This is a genomic window from Trichocoleus sp. DQ-U1 (assembly GCF_039961925.1).
Lineage (GTDB): Bacteria > Cyanobacteriota > Cyanobacteriia > Cyanobacteriales > FACHB-T130 > FACHB-T130.
In genome coordinates, this window is the sequence record NZ_JAMPKB010000009.1 from 54,207 (window position 1) to 77,603 (window position 23,397).

19 protein-coding genes are annotated in these 23,397 nt (G+C 45.9%); 12 read left to right on the forward strand and 7 right to left on the reverse strand.

The annotated features are described in order from the left end of the window. Positions 1-165 precede the first annotated feature (165 nt). Positions 166-810 (forward strand): AAA family ATPase, encoded by a 645-nt coding sequence (locus NDI34_RS05870; protein WP_348232137.1) that lies wholly within the window; start codon positions 166-168, stop codon positions 808-810. After that, entirely contained in the window at positions 807-1,070 is a 264-nt protein-coding gene (locus tag NDI34_RS05875; protein ID WP_348232138.1) for a CopG family transcriptional regulator, read from the forward strand. Before NDI34_RS05870 ends, NDI34_RS05875 begins: the two co-directional genes overlap by 4 nt. A 906-nt stretch (positions 1,071-1,976) precedes the next feature. Here the strand turns inward: NDI34_RS05875 and NDI34_RS05880 are convergent. The 6 genes from NDI34_RS05880 to NDI34_RS05905 all read right to left on the reverse strand — a co-directional run bounded on the left by NDI34_RS05880 (position 1,977) and on the right by NDI34_RS05905 (position 13,442). Further along, positions 1,977-2,321, reverse strand: a complete 345-nt coding sequence (locus NDI34_RS05880) for a type II toxin-antitoxin system PemK/MazF family toxin (protein WP_348232139.1) — start codon at positions 2,319-2,321, stop codon at positions 1,977-1,979. Continuing rightward, positions 2,311-2,889: a hypothetical protein gene (locus tag NDI34_RS05885; protein WP_348232140.1), complete on the reverse strand. Its 579-nt coding sequence runs from the start codon at positions 2,887-2,889 to the stop codon at positions 2,311-2,313. The genes NDI34_RS05880 and NDI34_RS05885 overlap by 11 nt, the downstream gene beginning before the upstream one ends. A gap of 117 nt (positions 2,890-3,006) precedes the next feature. Continuing rightward, positions 3,007-3,195 (reverse strand): hypothetical protein, encoded by a 189-nt coding sequence (locus NDI34_RS05890; RefSeq protein ID WP_348232141.1) that lies wholly within the window; start codon positions 3,193-3,195, stop codon positions 3,007-3,009. Positions 3,196-3,436: 241 nt separating this feature from the next. Beyond that, on the reverse strand, positions 3,437-3,916 hold the full coding sequence (locus NDI34_RS05895; RefSeq protein WP_348232142.1) for a hypothetical protein: 480 nt from the start codon (positions 3,914-3,916) through the stop codon (positions 3,437-3,439). Further along, on the reverse strand, positions 3,916-9,156 hold the full coding sequence (locus NDI34_RS05900) for a tetratricopeptide repeat protein (RefSeq protein WP_348232143.1): 5,241 nt from the start codon (positions 9,154-9,156) through the stop codon (positions 3,916-3,918). Before NDI34_RS05900 ends, NDI34_RS05895 begins: the two co-directional genes overlap by 1 nt. A gap of 1,130 nt (positions 9,157-10,286) precedes the next feature. Further along, a complete protein-coding gene (locus NDI34_RS05905; RefSeq protein WP_348232144.1) occupies positions 10,287-13,442 on the reverse strand; it encodes a tetratricopeptide repeat protein in 3,156 nt (1,051 codons plus the stop codon). Here NDI34_RS05905 and NDI34_RS05910 point away from each other — a divergent pair. The 5 genes from NDI34_RS05910 to NDI34_RS05930 all read left to right on the forward strand — a co-directional run bounded on the left by NDI34_RS05910 (position 13,420) and on the right by NDI34_RS05930 (position 19,538). Beyond that, a complete protein-coding gene (locus NDI34_RS05910) occupies positions 13,420-13,683 on the forward strand; it encodes a hypothetical protein (protein WP_348232145.1) in 264 nt (87 codons plus the stop codon). The genes NDI34_RS05905 and NDI34_RS05910 overlap by 23 nt on opposite strands. A 451-nt stretch (positions 13,684-14,134) precedes the next feature. Beyond that, positions 14,135-14,605 (forward strand): nucleoside 2-deoxyribosyltransferase domain-containing protein, encoded by a 471-nt coding sequence (locus tag NDI34_RS05915; protein WP_348232146.1) that lies wholly within the window; start codon positions 14,135-14,137, stop codon positions 14,603-14,605. 70 nt (positions 14,606-14,675) lie between these two features. Beyond that, complete coding sequence (locus tag NDI34_RS05920) at positions 14,676-15,575, forward strand: transposase family protein (protein ID WP_348232147.1); 900 nt, start codon at positions 14,676-14,678, stop codon at positions 15,573-15,575. 1,768 nt (positions 15,576-17,343) lie between these two features. Continuing rightward, complete coding sequence (locus tag NDI34_RS05925; RefSeq protein WP_190416022.1) at positions 17,344-19,074, forward strand: site-specific integrase; 1,731 nt, start codon at positions 17,344-17,346, stop codon at positions 19,072-19,074. 275 nt (positions 19,075-19,349) lie between these two features. Beyond that, on the forward strand, positions 19,350-19,538 hold the full coding sequence (locus NDI34_RS05930; protein WP_190416021.1) for a hypothetical protein: 189 nt from the start codon (positions 19,350-19,352) through the stop codon (positions 19,536-19,538). 39 nt (positions 19,539-19,577) lie between these two features. Here NDI34_RS05930 and NDI34_RS05935 read toward each other — a convergent pair whose 3' ends face one another. Beyond that, the gene (locus NDI34_RS05935) at positions 19,578-19,910 is read right to left on the reverse strand and encodes a helix-turn-helix transcriptional regulator (protein ID WP_190416020.1); all 333 of its coding nucleotides are present in this window, start codon (positions 19,908-19,910) and stop codon (positions 19,578-19,580) included. Between the two features lie 114 nt (positions 19,911-20,024). Here NDI34_RS05935 and NDI34_RS05940 point away from each other — a divergent pair, with 114 nt between their 5' ends. From NDI34_RS05940 to NDI34_RS05960, 5 genes are all read left to right on the forward strand, one after another. Next, positions 20,025-20,822 (forward strand): hypothetical protein, encoded by a 798-nt coding sequence (locus NDI34_RS05940; protein WP_190416019.1) that lies wholly within the window; start codon positions 20,025-20,027, stop codon positions 20,820-20,822. Next, positions 20,819-21,319: a hypothetical protein gene (locus tag NDI34_RS05945; protein WP_190416018.1), complete on the forward strand. Its 501-nt coding sequence runs from the start codon at positions 20,819-20,821 to the stop codon at positions 21,317-21,319. Before NDI34_RS05940 ends, NDI34_RS05945 begins: the two co-directional genes overlap by 4 nt. Beyond that, positions 21,316-21,537, forward strand: coding sequence for a hypothetical protein (locus tag NDI34_RS05950; protein ID WP_190416017.1), 222 nt, complete (start codon positions 21,316-21,318; stop codon positions 21,535-21,537). Before NDI34_RS05945 ends, NDI34_RS05950 begins: the two co-directional genes overlap by 4 nt. 129 nt (positions 21,538-21,666) lie before the next feature. After that, positions 21,667-22,497: a DNA cytosine methyltransferase gene (locus NDI34_RS05955; RefSeq protein ID WP_190416016.1), complete on the forward strand. Its 831-nt coding sequence runs from the start codon at positions 21,667-21,669 to the stop codon at positions 22,495-22,497. A gap of 31 nt (positions 22,498-22,528) precedes the next feature. After that, positions 22,529-23,074 (forward strand): hypothetical protein, encoded by a 546-nt coding sequence (locus NDI34_RS05960; protein WP_190416015.1) that lies wholly within the window; start codon positions 22,529-22,531, stop codon positions 23,072-23,074. Positions 23,075-23,397: the final 323 nt, after the last annotated feature.

Genomic DNA, 23,397 nt, shown 5'->3' on the forward strand with positions numbered 1-23,397 from the left:
GCAACTCCACCTAAAACAGTATTTGGTTGGGCGAATCCAGCAACAGTGAAACGCTCATGAATCCGTTAGCCGCTGAGAGTAACTCCACCGAAAAGAGTCCTTTTCGGTGGAGTCTAAACCCCTCATCCTGGCATACTTAATGCAGTAATTGAGTAATGCAGTAACATGACCGTCATCTCTTTCGTTAATGAGAAAGGGGGCAGCACGAAATCCACGTCTGCTCTGCATTTCGCCTACTGGCTAGCTACCAAAAAAAAGAAAAAAATACAGGTGGTTGACGGCGATCCACAGCGCTCCCTCTCCAGATGGTTCGCCTCTATGGAAAGTCCAATCCCTGTGACTGCCCTAATAAGTCCTGACGATCTACTTGAACAAATTCCAGTTTTGGCTGAATCCGTTGATTTCCTGGTAGTTGATGGAGCAGGCAGTTTAGCTGAATCGACCAGAGCGATTCTCTTTCGCACTGATTTGGCTGTAATCCCCTGCCAACCCAGTAAGTTAGACCTGGATGCCGCTGCTGACACTGTGAGATTGATTAAACAAGCTCAGTCAGTTCGTGGCGGATTACCCAAGGCAGCAGTATTTCTCAGCCGCGCTCAGAAAAACACCCGATTGAAAACTGAGGCTATTTCCCTGCTTGAAAAGATCCCTGACTTAATATCCCTGAAAACAATCATCCATCAACGGCAATCAACCGCCGATGCCTTTGGTCAATCAGCAACCGTGTGGGACTTACCTGGCCCCGGAGCGATCGCAGCAACTGGAGAATTTGAGCAACTATTCAAAGAAATTCTGAGGCTGATGCCATGACCAAAAAACGCAAGCCTCTAAACGATGACGATAACCTCGCTAAGCAATTTGTTTACGGAGAACCAATCACTCCCCCACCCAAACAAAATAAACCTCAAGAAGTTGAACCTCCACCCAAGGAAGCTACAATCAGGCTCACGGTAGACCTAGCTGAATCCATGCACAGAAAGTTATCAATTCTGGCAGCGCGAACTGGGAAGAAAAAAGCCGAAATCGTCAGAATGCTTTTAGATGAAGCACTGCAAGATGTAGAAAATTAATAACTTTATTACTGCATTACTGCATTACTGCATTACTGCGATACTGTTTAGACTTGTTCTGATTGGGAAATAGAAATTCTTAGCCCCTAGCTATCGCCCTCAGTTCTGGCAGAAACTGAGTAAACTAACTGCGAGATTATGCCGAAGATCCCAGAGTGCAATCATCCTCTCGACTTCCGGCTCTCCTGACGGTGAAGCTAGAATTCGGAGCGCCGAATTCTAGAGAGCGATCGCTGTTGCTGCACTTCCTGGCTTGATACTAGTAGCAGAAAAATTCTGGTCGTTAGTGAAGCACCAAAGGTAACTGTCCCATTTTTGGTAATTGCCTAATTGAACAGTAGAAGCCTGAAATGGCGCAAAATTGTTCTTTGCAATTTAGACTGTCCCATTTTGAGCCATTAATGGGACAGTCTGAGGCAACAAGTATCTAAACTGTCTGTTCGATAGAAGCTTTGGCTAGCAAGCTTCTCAGCCTTAACAACCATTTTTTGTCCGTTACTAAAACTAAGCCAATCATAGAGAATGCAATCGCTCACCAGTGAAATCCGCTCGTTCAAGTCATCTGAAGCCCAATATCGAAGGTACCCTCGTAGCTTGTACATCTTGGGTTATTTGTACTATTTAAACCAAGCCAAAAATCCAATAAAAAAGCCCTTCGCTATCTTCTAAACAAGGGGATTTTAGTGCCGATTAGTACTAAATTTTATTCACTCTAGTAGGCTTTGGACTAGCACCTGAGCCAAAGCAGACGTAACCGAAGAGAGGCTAAGGGCAAATACTGTAAAAAGTATTCCTATTTTTATTGTTAGGGACGTAGGCTAGTAATTTGGGGGGATATCTTTTAATTTGCTTAGGATTTAGGCAGAGGGATCTGCGATCATCAAGCCTTGATCGCATTTCCCCTTTTCAAAGCCCTAAAGCCTTTTTGAGAGCGGTATTGACAGCTTCTATATCTGAGCAGTGACCGATCTTCTTATCAATAATTTCGTCTTCGACAGTCGCTAAATTATCGGCAACTACAACTGAATCGATTCGGATGCCCATTGCTTTGCCTAAGTCGCTATCTTTGAGTACAGTGACTCGTGTTTCTCCTACCCTGGAAAGGTTTGAGGTAATCATTGCAACCAACTTCTGCGTTAACTTAGTCTTTACATCATCTGCCTGAACAATGAGGACAGGGCGTTTCTTATAGGTTATGAGATCAGAATTTGGGTAGTAAACCAGGATAACATCGCCCCGCTTATAGGTCATCGTAAATCTCCATACCTGGCGCTTCCCAATCTTCTCGAAAAGCTGCCAAGCGGTAACGAATCGCGGCGGCTTGTTCCCTCGTCCAGCCCAATTCCTGGATTAAATGTCGAACTGAGCTAGGGTTTTTTGTAGGTTGAACTTCAGGAGCCTCTGAAAGCGTTCCAATACTAACATAACGATGTTCAGAAGCTGTTCCTTCAGAGACATCATTCATTGGTCGGTCGGCATGAAGTTGGGCGGAAGTTTGAGTAATCTGATGTTGCAATTGCTGAATCAGAATCTCTATTTCATTAGTCTGATAGTCTGATTGATCACCATTCTCTGGTCTAACTTCAGCAGAGGTGAACTTGAGGCGCTCTCCTTCACCAGGCAGATCCCGTAAGATTGATAAATACTCTTGATTCAGAGGGGCGTAGCGTTCTGCTAACTCATGAAGTTCATAGGCTGATTCAGGTAAGCCTGCTGCAATCATATACAAATCAGTCTGTAAATCCTGTGGCAACGGTTGCTCCAGGTTCTCTAGAGCCATTAAGAAGGCTTTCATTGTGACCAAATCTTCATAGCTCATGAGAAGAATCTGCCTGAAAGAATAAAAGATGCCAAAGAGTATGGATTTTTGATAACTTCGTCGATTTTATCCCATTCTGCGAAGGCATGAATCAGGGTGGAGTCAATGCTGAACTAGCTAGATTCGGTTAGAGGAATCGTTGTTCTCTAGAGAGGCTGCTTGCTCTTCGGCATTTGTAGACACATCGGTTTCTTCTGGTGACGAGTTAACTGCATCTTGCAAAACCGAAGTTAAACTCTTCTCATCTGAGCGATCTTCAAACTCCTCATGGGTGTAGAGCCAAACAAGAACGATCGAATTCTGCATAGAATTGATCAAATACATCGGCCGTCCCTCTCCAGAAGCTCCTCTCAGATTTGGCATTGCAAATCTTAACTTGCGGAATTCTAGGCCCGGCAAAGTCATCTTGCCTGGTATCGGCTCAAAAGCTGAATTTGAAGGGCGAGGATCGAAGCACAAACTATCAATTAGTTCAGCAATAAATACTTGGAAGGCTTGCTTATCTCTGCTGCCTTTGTAACGTTTAAACAACTTTTTGAGCCAACGCTTAAAGTTCCTCGTCGGGACTTTCAAAAACTTTTGTGAGCCAGTCATTAAACTCTTCAGAAGCCATTCCAGGAGATTGCTCCATATCAGCCAAGGCGAAGGTTAGAGCTTCAGCCATTTTACGCTCGTACTCTGGGTGCGATCGCTCAATTAGATCTAGCACCATATCCTTAAAGTAAGTTCCTAACTGATGCTTAACTTCTTCCCAGCTAACCGTTAACTCTGTGGGCAGTACTTCTGGGGCATAAGAATCAGCCAATTTGAGGCGTTCCCCTTCGCTGGGTAGGGTTTGGAGAGCTGTGATGTACTGCTGCTTCAGCGGGTTGTATTGTTCAACAAAGTCATGCAGTTCGTAGATTGAAGCTGGAAATTGTTCAGCAATGACGTTTAGCTGATACTGTAGATTGTGGGTCAGAGGAGTTTCCAGGCGGGTCGCTGCCGTCAGAAAGGCACTAAGCGTGATTGTGTCTTCGTGATTCATCAGAAGAACCCACCTGAAAGAGTAAAAGAAGCCCAAGAATAAGGATTTTGAATATCTTGCTCCATGTTATCCCATCGCGCCAGAGCTTGATCCAGGGTCCGCTTAATCAACGAGCGTCGCTTAGGCGGTAAACCTGGAGGCAGTTCTGCCAGTCTTTCTTTGTACCATGTCTCATATTTATCGTGAGTCAAGCCTCTCAACCATTGGATCGCCTCTGCGAGTGCTACTGCATCCGGCTTACCAGAACGACGACGGTAGAACTCAATCATGACTAACGCGCTCGCCGCAGATTCCACAACCCACAATGTACTAACAACCTGCGCTACACCAGAGTAAAGAAATCCACTCACTAAGCCTACATACTCAGTGGTGATTGATTGATGAGTGGTTAATCCTGTTTCACAAGCAGAAAGACTAACGAGGTCGTATCCAGTCAAATCAGATTGGCAGATTTCTTGTAGACTTAGTCCGTCATTTCCAGCCAGCAACAACTCAGACTTTTGAGGATTTTTGGGGTAATGGCTACCGTGCCCGGAAAAGTGCAAGATATTGGAACTTTTAGTAAGCGCATTCATAACAGTTTCTTGAGTTGCTTCAGCCTCTCGAATGGGTTTCACATCCTGAAAGGTCTGGCTGATGATTTGAGATTCTACTCGCGCAAATCCTAAGTCAGTGCTGCGATCGCTAGTCGGATTCTCGATACTGAGCAAATGACTGATATTGTTTGGTCGCCGCCCTTTCAAATTCAGTCCAATTTGGAGGCTAGGGAGGTAGGAGACGGTAAAGTGCTCGTTAAACAGCGCATGAAGCGGAAAGCGATGTAAATCTCGATGCGGGATCAAAATCAGATGGTTGATGCCGTCGAGGTGCTGTTCGATTGCCTCAATATTCAAAATTTCCTTGAGGTTTCCTGGTTCTTCCTGTCGCTCAAACAATCGTTGTGCCATGTCTTTACGCCAGGAATGCTCTGCATTTCGCTGTTCTTTGCCTTTATTTCGGTAGTCCCGATACTGGTCGTCCCACTCTTCCATCCAAGCTTCTAACCTGAGCAATTGTCGTAGGGAAGCAGGAAGATCGCCTGTAGAAGGTTGAGTAATTAGGATCGGAGCCGATTCACCGGGTTTCAACACAAAGGTTGTCAGGGAGGCAGGGCTGAGATGCCAATAGGCGATCGCCACTCCAGGCGTTAGAAGCTGCTGCATTGCTTCATAATCCAAACTAGCTAATTCATCATTCAAAGCATAGAGCAACCAGGAAAGACAGGCATTTTTCCCTTTTTCAGCTGTTTCCAATGCTTCTTTGAATTTGGCTTTGATTTCTTCGTTATCCGTCAGTTGGCTGGCTGATTGGATGTGGCGATCGACCGTCAACTGATCGAACCCTGCAAATTTTAATGCCAAGGCTTTGCGTTGAGCAGGGCTAGAGGTTTCGTTTAACCAGCGATCAAGATACTCAGTTCCTTTCCGTAGCTGTTCATCTGCCTCTTCAACGCTGTTCAAACTTAGAAGGACTTTGATAATATTCTGTAATGCTTCCAAATAAGGAGCTTTAGCAGAAATTTCCTCAAAGATTTTAATGCTTGCTAGATATGAATTGACTGATTTATTCAGGAAATAACTAAATTTCTGGTACTGAAACTTTCCTTGTTGATAGTAAGCATCTGCTTTGAAGACATACAATTCTCCAAGCACTCGTTTGAATTCTAATTCATTTTTCTGTAGTTCAAGGATTGATTTCTCACAAAAGTTAATAGCTGGCTCTATTCCTTGAGATTGCCAGATTACCTGCCCTTTTCCTCGCCAAGGAACATGACATTCTGGATGAATCTTAATTGCTTCTTCATAATTAGCTATTGCTTTTTCATAATTTTTTAACTGCTGTAACACATTTCCCAAACCAGTATAGGCGTTACAGTAGATTGGTTGAATTTCAATTGCTTTTTCATAACTTGCTAGAGCTTCATAACATTGCTTAATTCCCTGTAAAGCGTATCCGAGTCCGCTATATGCAGGATGGTAGTTTGGCTCAATCTCAATTGCTTGCTGATAACTATGAACAGCCTCTTCATAGCGTTTTAATCCAACTAAGGCTGCACCGCGATTACTCAACGCTTGGGAATTGTCTGGGTTGTAGTGCAACGATTGATCAAAACTGGCGAGTGCTTCTTCATAGCGCCCTAACTCACTTAAAGCAACACCACGATTTTTCCACGCTTGGGCATCATCTGGTTGGTCAGTCAGTATCTGATCAAAATTCGTAATCGCCTCTTCATAACGTTCCAAGTTAATCAGCACAGTCGCCCGGTTGTTCCAGGCTGCAAGGAAGTCTGGCTGATATTGCAATGCCTGGTCATACTTGGCAAGTGCTTCTTCGTAGCGCTTTAATTCAAGTAGTGCGAGTCCACAATTTCTCCATGCAAGTACATTATCAGGTTTATATTGTAACGATCGTTCACAATCTGCTAGACCCTCTTCATACCGTTCTAATCTAATCAAGGCAAATCCCCGATTATTCCAGGCCATCGCATCATCAGGCTTGTACTGCAATGCCCGATCGCAGCTAGCGATCGCCTCCTCATAACGTCCCAATCCAGCTAGCGCAGCACCCCGATTTGTCCAGGCAAGAACAAGATCAGATTGATATTGTAATGCTCGATCGCAATCTACTAATGCCTCTTCGTAGCGTTCTAAACTAGCTAGAGCAAATCCCCGATTCATCCAAGCTAAAGCAAAGTCAGACTTATAGTGCAGTGCCTGATCCAGGCTTACTAAAGCCTCTTCATAACGTCCCCACTGAGCGAGTGCAGCACCACGCCCCTGCCAGACTCCAGGATCGTTTGGTTTGTACTGTAATATCTGATCAAAATTGGCGACTGCCTCTTCGTAGCGACCTAAGTGATTAAGTGCAAAACTACGATTGATCAAGGCTTGGTCGTAGTCTGGTTGATATTGCAAGGCTTGATCATAGTTGGTAAGTGCCTCATCATATTGCCCCAACTCAGCTAGGGCAAAACCCTTATTATTCCAGGCTAGGGCAGAGTTAGGTTGATAGTGTAGTGCTTGATCAAAGCTAACAATGGCTTCTTCGTTGCGTCCCAACTTAGAAAGTGCCGCACCGTGGTTATTCCAGATTTCAGAATCCTCTGGTTTGCAGCCCAAAGCTCGTTCAAGGTTGGCGATCGCCTCTTCATAGCGTTCTAAGTGAATCAGAGAAATTCCTCGATTCTCCAAAGTTTGAGGATCGTTAGGTTTGTAGTTTAGTACCTGATCATAGCTAGTGAGCGCATCTTCATAGCGTTCCAAGTTAGCGAGTGCAACACCGCGATAGCTCCAAGCTTCAGCATCTTCTGGTTTATGGTGTAATACTTGCTCAAAGCTAGTGACCACCTCTTCATAGCATTCCAATGCCATCAGCGCATAACCACGATCGCGCCAAGCACTGAAATTATTTAGGTTCAACTCTAACGCTCTGTCATGGCTGGCGATCGCGTCTTCATAACGCCTCAATTTCCTCAGCGCATAGCCTTTGATATACCATCCCTGAGATTCGTCAGGTTGGAGAGCAATTTCTCTTTCAGCAGATTCAAGCGCCTCTTGATATCGTCCACAATCGTTTAGAGCGGCTCCTCGACTACTCCAAGCCGTAGGAAAATTGGAGTTGAGGCGTAAAACTTGATCAAAACTGGCGATCGCCTCTTCGTAGCGTTTCAGAACATACAACGAACTACCGCGACCATACCAAGCGATTAGGTTGTCTGGTTGATACTGCAAGACCTCATCAAAACTAATGACTGACTCTTCATAGCGTTGCAGTATGAACAGTGCAGTACCATGATCTTGCCAAGCTATAGGGTGATTAGGATTCCTTTGCAACGCCTGTTCATAACTGGTAACAGCATCTTGGTAATGACCCAGCTTGTTTAATGCACAGCCTTTGACGTACCATCCGTTAGCCGCTTCAGGTTCAAGGGAAATGCACCTTTCCGCAGATTCAAGCGCCTCTTGATATAGTCCAGTATTGTTGAGTGCTGCTCCCCGACCACTCCACACCCAAGATAAATTGGGGTTGAGATGCAACGCCCGATCGTAACTAGCGATCGTGTCGTCATGGCGTCCCAAGTTAGCTAGCACAACACCGCGATAGCTCCAGGTTTGAGCATCATCAGGGTTATGCTGTAATGCCTGGTCATAGCTGGCAATTGCTTCTTCAAAACGTCCCAAGCTGTTCAGTGCAGAGCCACGATAATACCAAGCCTGGGAATCATCTGGTTTAAGTTGCAACACCTGGTCATAACTAGCGATCGCATCCTCATAACGGCGTAAATTAATTAGTGCTGCTCCTCGATTACTCCAAATTTGAGGATCATCCGGGTTATGGCACAGCGCATTGTTATAGCTGGCGATCGCCTCTTCATATCGACCTAATATGGCAAGTGCTACACCTCGGTCGTGCCAAGCATAAGAATCATCCGGCTTGTGTTGTAGTGCCCGATCGTGGCTGGCGATCGCCTCCTCATAGCGTCCCAAACTCCTCAGTGCAAAGCCACGATTGTTCCAAGCTTGGAAATCATTGGGTTGATACTGCAAAGCCTTGTCAAAACTGGCGATCGCCTCCTCAGAACGCTGCAAACTATTCAGTGCAAAACCGCGATAGTACCAGGCTTGAGAATCATTTGATTTATATTGCAACGCCTGATCGTAGCTGGCGATCGCCTCCTCATAGCGACCCAAGTTGATCAACGCCCCTCCTCGATTACTCCAAGTTTCGTGGGCATCCGGTTTGAGGGTAAGTGCCTGATCGTAGCTGGCGATCGCCTCTTCGTAACGGTTGAAGTAGTAAAACGCATTGCCCCGGTTTGTCCAGGCTTGATAGTAGTCCGGTTTCAGTTGGAGGGCTGTATCAAAAGCAGCGATCGCTTCCTCGCATTTGCCTAAGTCAACCAGCGAATTCCCTCTGTTATTCCAAGCTTCATGGAAATCAGGCTGAAGAGCGATCGCCCGTTCAAAGCTTGCTAAGGCATTCTCATGAGCCTCTGTTGCATCCACACAACGACCCTCGGCGCTCCAGAGTCTACCGATCTGTCGCCAAATCTCTGCTTGTTGGGTATTGGGCGATACGTTTTCTAGGATTTGCTGTAACTGAACAATCTTGGCGTGCCGTTCCTGGGAACTGAACCGACAGTAAGTATCCCAATCCTGATCTCCTACAATGCTCTCCCAATTAACACCCTGAGGTTCCATACCAGTTGTCCAATTCCCCAAAGCCTTGTTTAATGTGTTCCTCCCAGCTTAAAGTCTTAATTCAGAAGGACACCGTTTTTTATACAAGTCTTTCAGAAACTGGCTTCCTCGACTAGCATAATTGGTCAATTAATATCTGTATCTGGCTGTTCCCACTAATACCTCACGTATAAGTTCGTCTACCGAAGTGCAAGCGTGTCTCGTTTGCGAGCAGGATGTTTGCACTGCCACAGATACCCAAAGCACAGAGCTAGAGGCGGGCTTAAGGACTCATCACCTGCGTATCATTACAAGTTTGATTAAGCAGTTTGGTACCCCAAGGATCTGAGAAGCAGTAATCTGCCCAATTTTTAAGGATTCGCTAGAGCGCGATCACCCTCTCGACTTCCGGCCCTCCTGAGGGGTGAAGCTAGAATTCGGAGCGCCGAATTCTAGAGAGTGATCGCTGTCTTGATCTCCAACTCCTTGCTAATCAGAGGAACTGTGGACACCAGAGGAAATGAGGTTTGTTAATGAGGAAAATATAGCGAAGCTGTCACCAGAGCCAAAGTAGGGCCTAAATTTCGACTCAATATGCCTTGTGGCACGTTTCTCTCCAACTAATTAACACTACCTACACCCATAGGACAAAGCGCTCAGTTAATGCTTTTTTTCACCTTTGTTATGAGATTGTTCGCAGTAGGGACAAAAGCGACGCTGGAGAGACATAATCAGTTCATTAGACCTCTTGCAGAATTAAGATGATGCGACTAACTTGAGTTCGTAATTACGTCACATTTATTAATTGCTTCATAACACATATATTAAAAGACGGGTTATGAGATACGGTTTGTTTGGGTTTTAGGCGCGTTGTGCCAACTCTAGAAATCTGTCTTATAAACGGTCATTTGTGCTACTTTGAAAGTTCGCTTAGTTAAATAGCTAAAATGCAAGCGCTAAAATAATTTCTCAAAACTCTAGGACTTACGCACGGACGAGAAATATGGTATTAGCGCAAGGTCTTGCGCCCTACCGATGGTGATTCAAAGGTGGATTTGCGTAAGTTCTGTGGGTGTTATCGGTTTTGTGGGCAAGCCTTGTCTCTAAACCCGCCCTTTGTATATTCAAAAACGTTTTTATTTAGAAATCGCTTACAACCCATTCCCAATCAGAATAAACGGTGCCCAGTAAAACGGATGGCCCAGGCGACTGCTCACGTCTGCTGGTAAACTGCTGTTAATGACTTCCTGCACGCCCAGCCCTCGCTGTTCGCCCAAAGCTTTGTAATCGCCAGTAATCAAGGCAATTTGAGCTTGCCGCAAGGCTTCAGCCTTCGTGATATTTCCCTTTTCCAGCGCGGCATAGAAGGCATTCATCAACGATTGGGTGCCACCATCATTCACTTGCCACAAAGATGCAATTGCGGCTCTTGCTCCAGTTTGTTGCATCTGATAACCAAAGCCAAGGACTTCTTTCCCATCTCCCAACTTATCGCCTAAACCCGTTTCACAAGCGGAAAGTACAATCAAATCTACATTCGGTAAACGCCAACTTCCTACATCTCGAAGCGTGGCACGACTGCCATCACCAAATAGAATAAAAGATTCCTCTGGCTTTCCTGTAACGAATGCCGCATGAGTCGCTAGATGCACAACCGAGTAATCATTCATCTGAAGAATTGTACCTTGGTTGAATTGCTTATCCACGACTTGTGTTGTGCTAGTGACGGTTTTTCCAAGATTTTCTACCTCAACTCCGGCGTACTTTAATCCGGAGAAATTGAAGCTTTCATTCCCGATTTGGAAGTTATAACTACCCGTTGTGAAGGCACCAGCTAAGATTTGTAATTTAGCTTGAGGTTTTGTGTTGAATTCGGTGAGGCTGAGGGCAGTGATGTTGTTAATGCCAAAGCGTTGCACTAACCATTGATTACCGTCATAGAGAGCAGCGAGGGGAATATAACGCAGTTGTCCGTCTGGAGCGTAGATAATGGTTTTGGCTTTGGCTTGAGTGAGGTCATTTTCGAGGGGTTTAATCAGCCAGTTGTAGAGTTTTTGGGCTGGGGTTTTTGCGTCGGTGGTAGCGTTATTTAAGCTGGTACGGAAGTCTACAATAGTTTGATTTAGTTCCTCTTTTCTAACAGCAACGGTGCGGCGAATGGGAGAACTGTAAGGCGTAATTAATATTAATTCCAGTCGGTCATCCAGAACGAAGGGATAGAGAATTACGGCATCTTGTTGGAGTCGCTTGAGGTTGTCTTGTAAGTTGTTGGCGTATTTATCTAAGTCTAAGCCTTCACCACCCGTGGTTTGCTTCAACTGGGCTACGAGTTGTGCGACTTCAGGACTTTTGAGGAATATTTGGAATTGTTGGACAAGTTGCTGCTGATTTTTCCTCAGTTCAATCACACGCTGTTTCTGGGATTCAGTGCGATTTGATATGGGAATGGTTTCCAGTTGGGCGAGTTCTTTTCCTTGCTCAATGGCTTGATTAAGAATGGCGTCGTAGCCTTGTTTAAGTTGCTGTTCGGGGGCGCGACTGGCAATGCCTTGAGCGGAGTTGTCACTGCCTCGGACGTTGTTTAAATAGTCTTCGAGTTCCTGGACTTTGAGTAAATCGAGGACTCGTTGAGCTTCGAGAATTCTATCTTGTTTGAGGAGTAAGTCAGCAAGATTGCGATAGGTGTAGGCAATGCTTTCTGTATACGATTGTTGTTGTTCTTTTGAGAGTCCTCGGATATCTTGGCGAATTGCTTCTCTGACATTGACAGATTGTTTGTAGAAGATAATCGCTAGTTCGGGTTGGTTTTGTTTGGCGAGTAGAAGACCGATGTTGTTGAGAGCTATTCCTTCGCCTTCGTGATCGCCTATCTCTCGTTTAATTGCCAAGGACTGTTGATGGAACTCAATCGCCTTCTGGTATTGCCCTAGAGAATCGTAAGCTGCTCCCAGACTCCCCAGAGAACGAGATTCCCCTAAGCGATCACCAATTTCTCGAGCCATAGCCAAGGACTGTTGATGGAACTCAATCGCTTGTCTGTATTGCCCTAGAGAATAGTAAGCATTACCTAGACTCCCCAGAGAACGAGATTCCCCTAAGCGATCGCCAATTTCCTGTGCAATAGCCAAGGACTGTTGATAGAACTCAATCGCTTGTCTGTATTGCCCTAAGTTACGGTAAGCCATACCCAGATTCCCTAGAGAAGCGGCTTCCCCAGAGCGATCGCCAATTTCCCGTGCAATAGCCAACCACTGTTGATAGAACTCAATCACCTTCTGGTATTGCCCTAGAAAAAAGTAAGCACTACCCAGATTCCCTAGAGAAGCGCCTTCCCCAGAGCGATCGCCAATTTCCCGTGCCATCGCCAAGGACTGTTGATGGAACTCAATCGCCTTCTGGTATTGTCCTTGAAAATTGTAAGCACTACCCAGACCCCCCAGAGAACCAGCTTCCCCAGAGCGATCGCCTATCTCCCGTGCAATTGCCAAAGACTGTTGATGGAACTCAATCGCCTTCTGGTATTGTCCCAAGTTATGGTAAGCACTACCCAGACCCCCCAGAGAATCTGCTTCCCCAGAGCGATCGCCTATCTCTCGTTTAATTGCCAAAGACTGTTGATGGAACTCTATCGCTTTCTGGTATTGCCCTAGAGAATTGTAAGCAGCACCCAGATTCCCCAGAGAACGAGCCTCCTGCTGGCCATCGTCAATTTCCCGTGCAATTGCCAAGGACTGTTGATAGAACTCTATCGCTTTCTGGTATTGCCCTAGAGAATTGTAAGCAGCACCCAGATTCCCTAGAGAACGAGCCTCCTGCTGGCTATCGCCTATCTCCCGTGCAATTGCCAAGGACTGTTGATAGAACTCTATCGCTTTCTGGTATTGCCCTACAGAACCGTAAGCAACACCCAGATTCCTCAGAGATTTAGCTTCCACCTGACGAGAACCAATCTCTCGTGCCATTACCAAAGACTGTTGAGAGAACTCAATCGCTTTCTGGTATTGCCCTAAGTTATTGTAAGCACGACCCAGATTATTCAGACAATCAGCTTCCCCTTCCTTGTCTCCTATCTCTTTATAGATAGCCAATGCCTGTTGGTAAGACTGTAATGCTGCTTGAAATTGACTGGTATCAAGCTGCTGATTCCCTTCTTCTCGCAATCGGTCTGCTTCTGCTTTCCGATTTGCTGAGGTTTGTGCCAGTGCTGGTTGTGCCGCGAAGGATAGGGGAAAATTAGGAACGAATGCGGTAGTGGTAGCAGCGAGTAGAGCGATGAGAGCCGTGATGCCGATTCTTCCGGGTTGCATGGGTAAACTCCTCGAAGGGCAAGATGAAGGATGGCTTGCCTACTCAGCATATATCTCTGAGCAATGTAGAGGTTATGCTCGAAACTCGATTGCTGGAGTTCAGCAATTGTCTGTCAGCAACTCAGAGAAGGTGATCGCATCCTTCACCTTAACTAAAAGCATTTGGTTACCCAATATTGGGCAAATTAAACAGGCGTTTTACCTTTATTTTGAACCCTGCTATACGGTGACTTTTATTTAGGTTCTTCCCAAATAATTTGTTATCTGACACTTGAAGAATTCCGGAGTTGTCGAACCTCTAAGTTCCCAATACTTTCTCAATCTGGCGCACCAGATTGAGGTTCCCTAAGGTGGGTTAGTTCCCTGGAAAATTGCAGAGTTGTCGAACCACTTGGCGAATGTGATCGCGTCTTACCTCTTCTTCTATTGCGACCTCTAGCTTTGGCAGTGGCTACTTTGAGCTGGTAGATGACAGGTTCGGGTGAATCAGACATCTTCGCTATCTTACCGCGTCGCCTGCTCTATCTCCCCCGAAAAAATCGCTCTCCATGTTGTAGCCACGGCAACCTAACTAGCGGTTGCACTGGAGCCGACGCACATATATGCTGGGCTTCGTGCGATGCCGACGCGCTGGGTCCGCGAACTTCGTCCTTAGCCCGTTACGCCCAAGACCTCAGCTTGTGAGATGAGCAATGAAAGCTGTGTATTCTGACCAAAAGCCGATTTTCGAGCCGCCAAGCATCTTCCTTGCTGGACCCACTCCACGAACGGCTCAGGTCGCATCTTGGCGAATACAGGCGCTTCATATCTTGCAGGAAGTCGGCTTTCCCGGCACGGTTCTGATCCCAGAGCGTCACGACTGGGCTAGTTCATTCGACTACATTGACCAGGTCGATTGGGAGTTCGCCTGCTTGGAAGCGGCGACGGTTATCGTGTTCTGGATACCCCGCGATTTGGTCTCGTTACCGGGCTTCACCACTAACGTCGAGTTCGGTCGCTACATCGGCTCTGGTAGATGCGTCTACGGCAGACCTGACGAAGCTCCCAAGAATCGGTATCTCGATTGGCTCTATCAGAAACTCACGGGTGAAGCACCGTGTACGTCGATCGAGGATACCTTAAACGCAGCCGTCATGCGTGTATTCCCCTCAAACAACCGCTGAAATTAGACTTAATCGGAAATAGAGTAGTTTAGAAGTGAAGGGTTGTTGCTCGAAGACCGAGGTGTTTACGATGTTGAGCTACGGCGCTATCCACAATAAACCTCATGTGTTTCAAAGCTTGACTGGACTCAAAGTAGAAGAATTTGAGCAATTGTTGCCGCCATTCGAGCAAGCTTGGATTGCCTATGTTGAGGAACATCACATTCAAAACAGAACCCGGCAACGTCAATATGGAGCAGGACGCAAGAGCCAGCTCAACGCGATTGAAGACAAACTGCTGTTTATCTTGGTGTACTTCCGCCTTTATCCGACCCAAGCAGTCCAGGGATTTCTCTTTGGCATTGGGCAACCTCAAGCGCATGAGTGGGTGCACAAATTGAGCGGCGTACTCAATGTTGCCTTGGGCTATGAGAACCAACTCCCTGAACGAGAACCGCACCGTTTGGAAGCCGTATTGCAGCAGTATCCGAGTCTGGAGTTCATCATTGATGGCACAGAACGCCGCATCAATCGTCCCAAGGACAAGGATGACCAGAAGCAATACTACAGTGGCAAAAAGAAGGCGCATACGGTCAAGAACAACGTGATTAGTGTTCGTCGGGGCAAGGTTGTGTTTTTGAGCGACACCTATGAGGGCAAGAAGCATGACAAAGCCATCGGTGATGAAGAGGACTATGAGTTTCCACCTGGCAGTAAGCTGTGGCAGGATACGGGGTTTCAGGGGTTTCAGCCAAAAGGCGTGACGACCATTCAGCCGAAGAAGAAACCACCAAAGCAGGAACTAACCGAGGCACAGAAACAAAGGAATCGAGAAATTTCAAGCCAACGAGTAGAAATCGAGCATCAGCTTGGGGGCATCAAGCGATGCAAGATTGTGGTGGACAAGTTTAGGAATCGGGTTGCTCATTATGTTGATGATGTGATGGAAACGGCTTGTGGATTGCACAACTTCCGTCTCAGCTATCGCTAGCTGGTGACACTTAGGGTGAAAGGAATAGAAACATCCCACTTTTCTCTACAACCTCTTATTTCCGATTAAGTTTATTGTCTGCCGCTCTCCACGACGCGGGCTAACTAACAGCTGTACCGGATGCCGCACAGCTATGCTCTTCGGTGTTCCTCAATTCCGCTGCGCGGTGTCGGTGAACCTTGCTGTTAGCCTGCCCTCGCAATGGTTAGGGCAGTACTTGTAGCTTCATGGTTTGGAGTTGGTTGCACAAATCCCTTGTTAAAGTCATCCCGCCTCCAACACATGGGAATTGCTCTATGTGTGGGTGGATCGGTAAGTGTGTGATCGCGAGTAACGGTGACGTTTAGATCGTGAATCGAACTCCAGCGAGTGAATTAGCCTAATTGTTTGCTAAAGCAATAGACACTTAAAAATATTTAGCACTCACGCCAAAAGCTGTCATTGTTGCTTCCATCAAGGAGCCGGTGGCAGTATCTAAAACTTTTTGAATTCAATGGTGGAAGAATCATTCATACAGATGCTAGAGCCAGCTAATTTTAACCACTCAGAATTGATAAAAATGTTGGTAAAAATCCAAGTACTGCCAGAGTAGTAGGTTTTTTATATTAGCAAAAGATAGAAGTATTTGGGGTAAATTCGGTGCCATACATCCCAAGGAACCAGATAATGATTGCTGTCTCAACTTCTGACCCTCCTGGCTAGTGAAGCTAGAATTCGGAGCGCCGAATTCTAGCTTCACTCGTTATCTGGACAATAAACCCTCTGTTGAACCTCCTGAAATGTCGGTACAAAAGAGAATGAGGTTTGTTGATGAGGATCTGGTACTGGAGCAACCAACTTATGGCGGCAGACCAGTGCCCATGCTGGAGCAACGATTCACACCAGAAGAAAAGCTATAGCTGCTGGATTATCACCCGCTGTTTACTGGCAGGTGTCCTCAGTACGAAATGCCCTTTGATATGAAGAACCCACCCTCAGCGCATTGGGACTGCGCCCACTGTGGTTGGGTAGATAATACTCTGTGAGCGATTGCGCTGATGTAAATTATCATGGGCAAACTCCAGCGGGTGGCTTAACGGGGTTATCTACTAAGGTTAAAAGTGTTTAGCGCTCATACCAAAAGTCGTCATTGTCTTTTCCATCAAAGTTACTTAGGACAAGTGGCAGTATCTTAAAGTTTTGAATTCAATTTTAAAAAAATCGCTCGCGCATCTGTTAAAGCCAGCCACTTTTAACCGCTCCGGCTTGATGAAAGTTTCGGGTGAAATCCAAAAACTGCGAGAGGAAAGTTGCAAGTCACTACATATTCATGAGCTGTATAACTACTCTCTAAAAATTAAGTTAAGTGGGTAGCAGTAAATATGGAGTTAAAAACAGGCAAAAGAGTGATTAAGGCCTTCTATCCTAATAATAGATAAAACATCTAGTAAACCAAGTCCTTGCCACTTAAATTAGCTAAAGGTTAAACTCTACAACAGCACCAATTAAATATCCAATCCCAAAAAGGGCGACTCTGCATTAAGCCGCCCTTTTTGCTTTTTAAGCTCAACGAGTTTCTTTGAAATCGTTAGTATTTTAGCCAAAATAGCTGTGATAAATATTCATGAAAATATTTATCACATTGGGTATCTGCTCAAAAGCTCAAAACTTGCTTACTTAAAGCGTTTCGAGGTTTTTTATTCCTAAAAAATTAGCTTCGCTTGTGGTGAAAGGGACCTGTTGGCGTTTAATGTAAAATGTGATAAATACTTGCATTTAGGAAGATAAAATGACCTTGCCCGTTAACAATCCGAAAACTGCCGCAGATGTTTATCAACTTTATTGCGGTCATCTCAAATCATCACATCCAGATGCAAAAACTGATGTGACAGCGCTGATTCGTACTTCTTTAATTCGCTTTACTTTACCCAAATGGGGGTTCCCTTTACCAGAGCGAAAAAAGCTCACTCAAGAGGATGTTAACGCAGGCTTGGAATTTCTGAAAAAGATTCCCATTCATGAATTGGAACACGCTCTTGAATATCAACAAGAAGTTTTTGCCAGTTTGGGGAATCCTGCTAGCTCTCGCACTTATCGCTTGCATCTTAAAAGACTGCTAACTTGGTGTCGTCAGCAGTCTTGGTGGAAAGGCTCTACCCGAACGAATGCTAGCAAATATTGTCCCCCAATTCGGAACAAAAGAGGCCGAGTCAACGATAATGTTCGGGTCACTGATAAAAAGCTAACAATAAATTCCCCACATTTTTTTTATGGGTTAAAGCCATCGGAAATTTCCTCGAAATTACAAGCCTCTCTTGATGATTTTTTGAAGTTTGAGACTGACTTGATGGGTAGCCGCAAACGCCAAAATGGACCTTTGCGTTTGCCTAGTGCTCAAAGTCATGTTAATAGAGCGAAAAGGCTGTTAGGTTGGCTTCATTATTACAAAGGCATACCCCTGGAAGAGTTAAATCTTAGACAGCTCGTTTGTGCTAGTGGCTTAACGCCTAACGGTAAGCGAAATGAAAAGGCTATCGATAAAACGATGGAATTAATTTACCAACACCTGCAATGGTTACGCGAGATCCGTGAGGCAGCACCAAGCACTGAGGTGAAAGTTGTGGAAGCTGCTATAGCAATTGCTAAGTTTCTCTATCACAAGGAATCTAAATATCAATCTCGCGAGACGGTTTCAAACAAACGGGTTGGATACAGAGATATTCCGATTATTGAGGAATTGCGGCGATTACAATCCGACATTATGGTGCGGGTTAACAACACGCCTCGCAAATCAGATGAATCAAAAAAATGGATTGATTGGGGTACTTTCCGAGCTTGTGTGGAGCGTTTACTAGAAGAATGTGCACCCCGAAATAACTCTGGCAAAAAACGTTCGGAGCGGACTGTGGCTCAAAGTCATCAAATCGCTCTAATTTTTTTGTTACTAAGTTTTTTCCCTGATCGAGGGCGCACGATTCGGGAATTAGAGTTAGGACGAACTTTAATTAATCGGGATGGTAAGTGGTTCATTGAACACAATGCTGCTGACTTTAAAACTGGAAACAGCTACTGCAAGAATGGTCAGAAACGAATTGTTGAGCTTCCAGCAAATGTTTATCCGTTGCTTGAGGAGTGGTTGTCTCAATGGCGGCAGGTTTTCAAACCAACTCATCCCTATGTTTTCACCCAACCCAATGGGAAACCGATGTCTGAGACTTCCCTGTACAGCTATGTGCGGAAACGAGTTTATCGGTTGACGGGTCAGGCTTTTACACCCCATATGGTCAGGGATGCAATTGTCACTCATTTGAAACTCTCTGGTACGTCAGATCAGGTGCTGACGGCTTTAGCTGATTTGATGGCTCACTCGCCAGAGATGCAACGCAAGGTTTACGATCGTCGTACTCCCCAACAAAAGGTGGCTCCTGCACTAATGGCGTTGCAATCTTTACCTACAGGTTCTTTGCCTCCACCGCCACCTCTATCTGTCAAAAATCTTTCAGACGCAGAGGGTTCATAATTGACCTGATACTATTTTGCTCAATGCTTGCTACACCTCCAGTGAAGGCAGGCAGAAAATAATTTACTAGGAGGACTCCTAGTAAATTATTTCAAGCAGGTGGGCTGGGTAGCTGAAACAATCACGATTTGTTAGAGGTTTGGAGCCATCCAGTTGCGCCTCACTCAAGCAGTTTAGGAAGCCTCTACGAATGCATTGTCTGGAAACATCTCGGTATAAGGTCTCATCCTCATAGTGTTAAAAGTGCTGCAACAACTCACTACGAGAAGAAAGAGATGACTGATGCTCAGACTAAGTTTTTAGCAACTATCAAAAGCCACAGCCCTCAAATGCAGGATAGTCCTGCATACAACAAGACAAAAGCTTTGGACAAAACAAAGTTGGCGTCGGAAATGATTATTAATGAGTTCCTCGAAGAGTTTGGTCTTGATCCTAATGAATACGGCCTTTACTCGAATCACTAACTTCTCCACTGCGATCCCGGAGTCGCCCATCATTGCTATTCATGCATTTACCAGATTAGTGTCTCTAGTTTGGTTGGGGGGTTTATTGAATCGCTTTGCTACGAGTATTAACAAATCTGAAACTTCTGCATCGTCCATTGATGCGATTGCAGCCTCTAAATTTGCGCTACCCATTAATCCAAAAAAGTAATCTTTGACTTCGTTAGGGAGAGCAGCAAGGAGCTTTTCTAAGCTATCACTATAAATCCGCTGTTTCCCGTTTCTAAAGCCGCTAATCATTTGCTGACTTACGCCAGATTGCTCAGACAACCACTTAGCGCTGATGCCATATCGATCAAGAGTTTTGTCGAGAGCATTAGAAAAATTCATCATAGTAATTCAGTAATTACTGCATTACCCTATATGATAATTCAGGAGCTACTTAATTTTTTTACTTCTTTTGTTAACCACAATTATGCCACGAAAATCCAATTCAGGGGGGCAAGGATGAGTGAACAATACTATCGTCTGACCCTGGAGGATGCGATCGCTAAATACAGCAGCGGCGACATTACCGCTAAGGGATTGCTTCACTTTTATATTCTCATCAAGTGCAAACCTGGCTGGAAGCTCAGGCTTGAGCAGAGCAGAGTTTGCAGCGAATTAGGCATTCAAAAATCAGCTTTCTACGGGGCGATAAGCCGTCTCAGAGAAGAGGGTTCTATTGATTGGGAAGCACCTAAAGGGATCGTTGTTTCATTGTCAACAAGCGCAGTTTTCCGCGAATGCGGAAAAGAGTCCACGATTGCGGAAACTGAGTCCACGATTGCGGAAACTGAGTCCACGATTGCGGAAACTGAGTCCACGATTGCGGAAACTGAGTCCACGATTGCGGAAAAGAATTTCTCGAAAAGTCCTTCTGGTGAGGCATTTGGCGATCCTCCAAATTCTTATCAACTTTTTATTAACTCTCTCTCAGAGGTAGAGAGAGAAAGTTTTTTAGAGTTTGGAAGAAAGAGGGCAGGTCAGTTGCCGAAACCTCCGGAATTGCCCGACAGATGGATCGCTGCCAATTGGGAAGAATTAAATCAGCTATGGCTTAAGCAGCTGTCACCGTCGCAGATGCCAGCGGTGAACAAACAAAAGTGGGCAAGTGACCCTCGCCGCGACGAATGGATCGCCCAAATTCGCCAAGGTAAACCGCGCTGGATTGCTCAAGGTGAGCCAGCACTTACCAGAGATGAGCGGAAAGCTTTTGCAGAGTGGGCTGATGCTAGCGGATTAATTTGGGGGGCTGAGTCATGAATCTCCCAAAACTTCCTCGTGACATTATTCGCCCGGAAGATGAGCCGGGGCGGGATAAAGAACTGTGGCAACCAAACTGGCGTTGTTTCTGTTGCCATGACACGGGCACAATTCAAACCTACCTGGTGCAAATGGTGATTGAAGATTACCGCTGGGACACTGACCGAATTCCGGTTTGCCAGAATCCCAGCTGCGTTGCTGCTTCAAACATTAGCCAGGGACTTGAGCCTTATCTGGATTATCGGCTAGACGCTGCAATATGCCAGCAACTTGACTTAATCGACCGCGATGGCTGGCGCGAGACGCTGCGAGATGTAAATCAGCGACGGCTGAATGTTCAAGCCGTGGCTCAAAAGATGAGTTTGAGAAAGAGTGATCGCACTTCAACGGAAGAGATGGAAGCTCGCCAGCGCCACTCCGCAGCTAGAGACGGCTGGGGCAGTGAAGTACAAAACGATGATGAACGTCAATGGCTTGCAGGGAGAAACGCAGAATGACACACGAAACACCGGATTTTAATTGCACTAATATTCGCTTTTTTGACGATCGCTCGGAGGCTATCCGTTACGAGATTTTAGCCGATGGTACTTGCTCATACTGTGGGCGCGAAGCGAAGTTTATCAAACTCCCCGATGGTGATGAAAGCCAGAGCAATTCTTGTAAGTCCTGCGATTCATTTAATGAGGAATTGCCCTCTGAGAGGTTCTATGACTAACCACATAGCGGGGCTTAAGGTAGGCGATCGCGTTGAGGGCTGGTGTCCGAAGTCCCGTTGTTGGGTAAAGGTTTCGGTGGATCGCGTATCTGCAAAATCATTTCAGGGCACTGATAAACATCTCGAAAAATGGACAGGGCTAACACAGTGGAGAGAACCCAGCAATTCACCCAACTTGACTTCTGTTCCGGCGTCGGGGCAGGCTTCGCTCTCGCCGGATTGCAACTCGGTTTCGACCTCGTTGGACTCTGCGAGAACAATCTCTACTGCCGCGACATCCTCAGCAAGCGATACCCTAGACGCACAATCCTTGGAGATATCAAGCATCTGGACTGGACAAATATCAAATACAGCTGCATCACTGATGCTGACATCATCACAGCCTCGCCACCATGCCAGCCTTTCTCAGTCCAGGGAAAGCGTAAAGGAGCCGATGACGAGCGAGATTGTTTCCCCGCCGTCATCAGAGCGATCGCAGCAGTGCAGCCCAGATTTTTCTGCATTGAGAACGTGCCCGGATTACTTAGCTGCCCTTTTAAACCCGGATGGGCAAGTGGCTCATACTTTGAAATCCTCGCTGGAGCTATTGAACAAATCGGCTACAGGTGGGAAAAACTTCTTATCAGCAGCGGACACTTTGGATCGCCCTTCCTTAGAGAGCGGGTACTTTTGGTTGGAATCTCCAGGGGGCTTAAGTTCGACTGGGGAAGGGCGACCACCTGGACAGACCAGGTTAGAGAGTTTTTTGAGAGAGAACGGGCTTCTCAACAAGGGCGAGGTATTAGACCCGGCTACCCTAAGCGATTGGTACAACATCCCGAAGAATTGGCTAGACCCCTTGGAGTTCCGAGCGGCAGCGGAACTATTAGAAGCCAGAGAGCAGCAGCTGGAAATCTTCTCGATCCTAGAGTCGCCGCCGTCGCCCTCCGTCGAGTCTTGTACTTGTCATCACTCTGTTGATGGTTGTGAGGCTTGCGGCTGGTTTACCACCGTGCGGTGGAACGAAAGGGACGGCTGGGGCGATGAACCGCTAGATCCCGATGATGTCTGGAGAATAGGCGATCGTGTCCGTTGGCGGAAGGGCTTACAGCAATTTGGCACAGTTCAGGGATTGCAGCAGCAGGAGCTACTAGGAGGTAAGTTACCCCTGATAGTTGTTCGCTGGGATGGTTTTGATAGCGATGTCCTCATTCCAGCAGAGCAACTTTGGCGGGTTTGGAATACGGACCGAGCGCAACCTAAAACTAATTCCCCAGAACCGACTAGAAAGCGATCGCCTAAAGGAACTCGTCAGCCAGGGCGATGTGACAAAGGGCAAGCTAATCCATCAGGCAGAATCGAGCTTCAAACTAAGCATAAAAAACTCAGTTCTGGGGAATTAAAAACTTATGAATACAACCTCTACCGTTATCAACTGGGAGGCAGAGGAAAGGTTTACTCTAAGGTCATCCCGATTGGGAAACTTGAAGAAGTTCGGGAAGCGATCGCAGCGGGTCATCCCGCCGCGATAATTGTTAGTTGGTTTTGGGGTAAATAATGGGCTACAAGCTCAGCATCAATATCAATAATTGCTCCAGAGCTGGCAGGGCAATTCCTTGTAATAACTCACAATTTCTGGCTGTAAAGCAGATGAAAAGACGATTCCTGCTGAAGGAAGTCTCCTTTCATTCAATGAATCGCCTCTGTATTAAAGGTTTATTGAGTTGGAAGCATGATGTAGCAAGGTTTGTAAGTCACTCCCACGAAGATACCCTGTAACCAATTGCAAAGGGTTTTGTATGGACACTACTGTTTCCATCAGTTTGAGGGCATTTTAGAGTGGCTATTTTGTCCAGTTGTCCACTGGACAAAATAAAATAT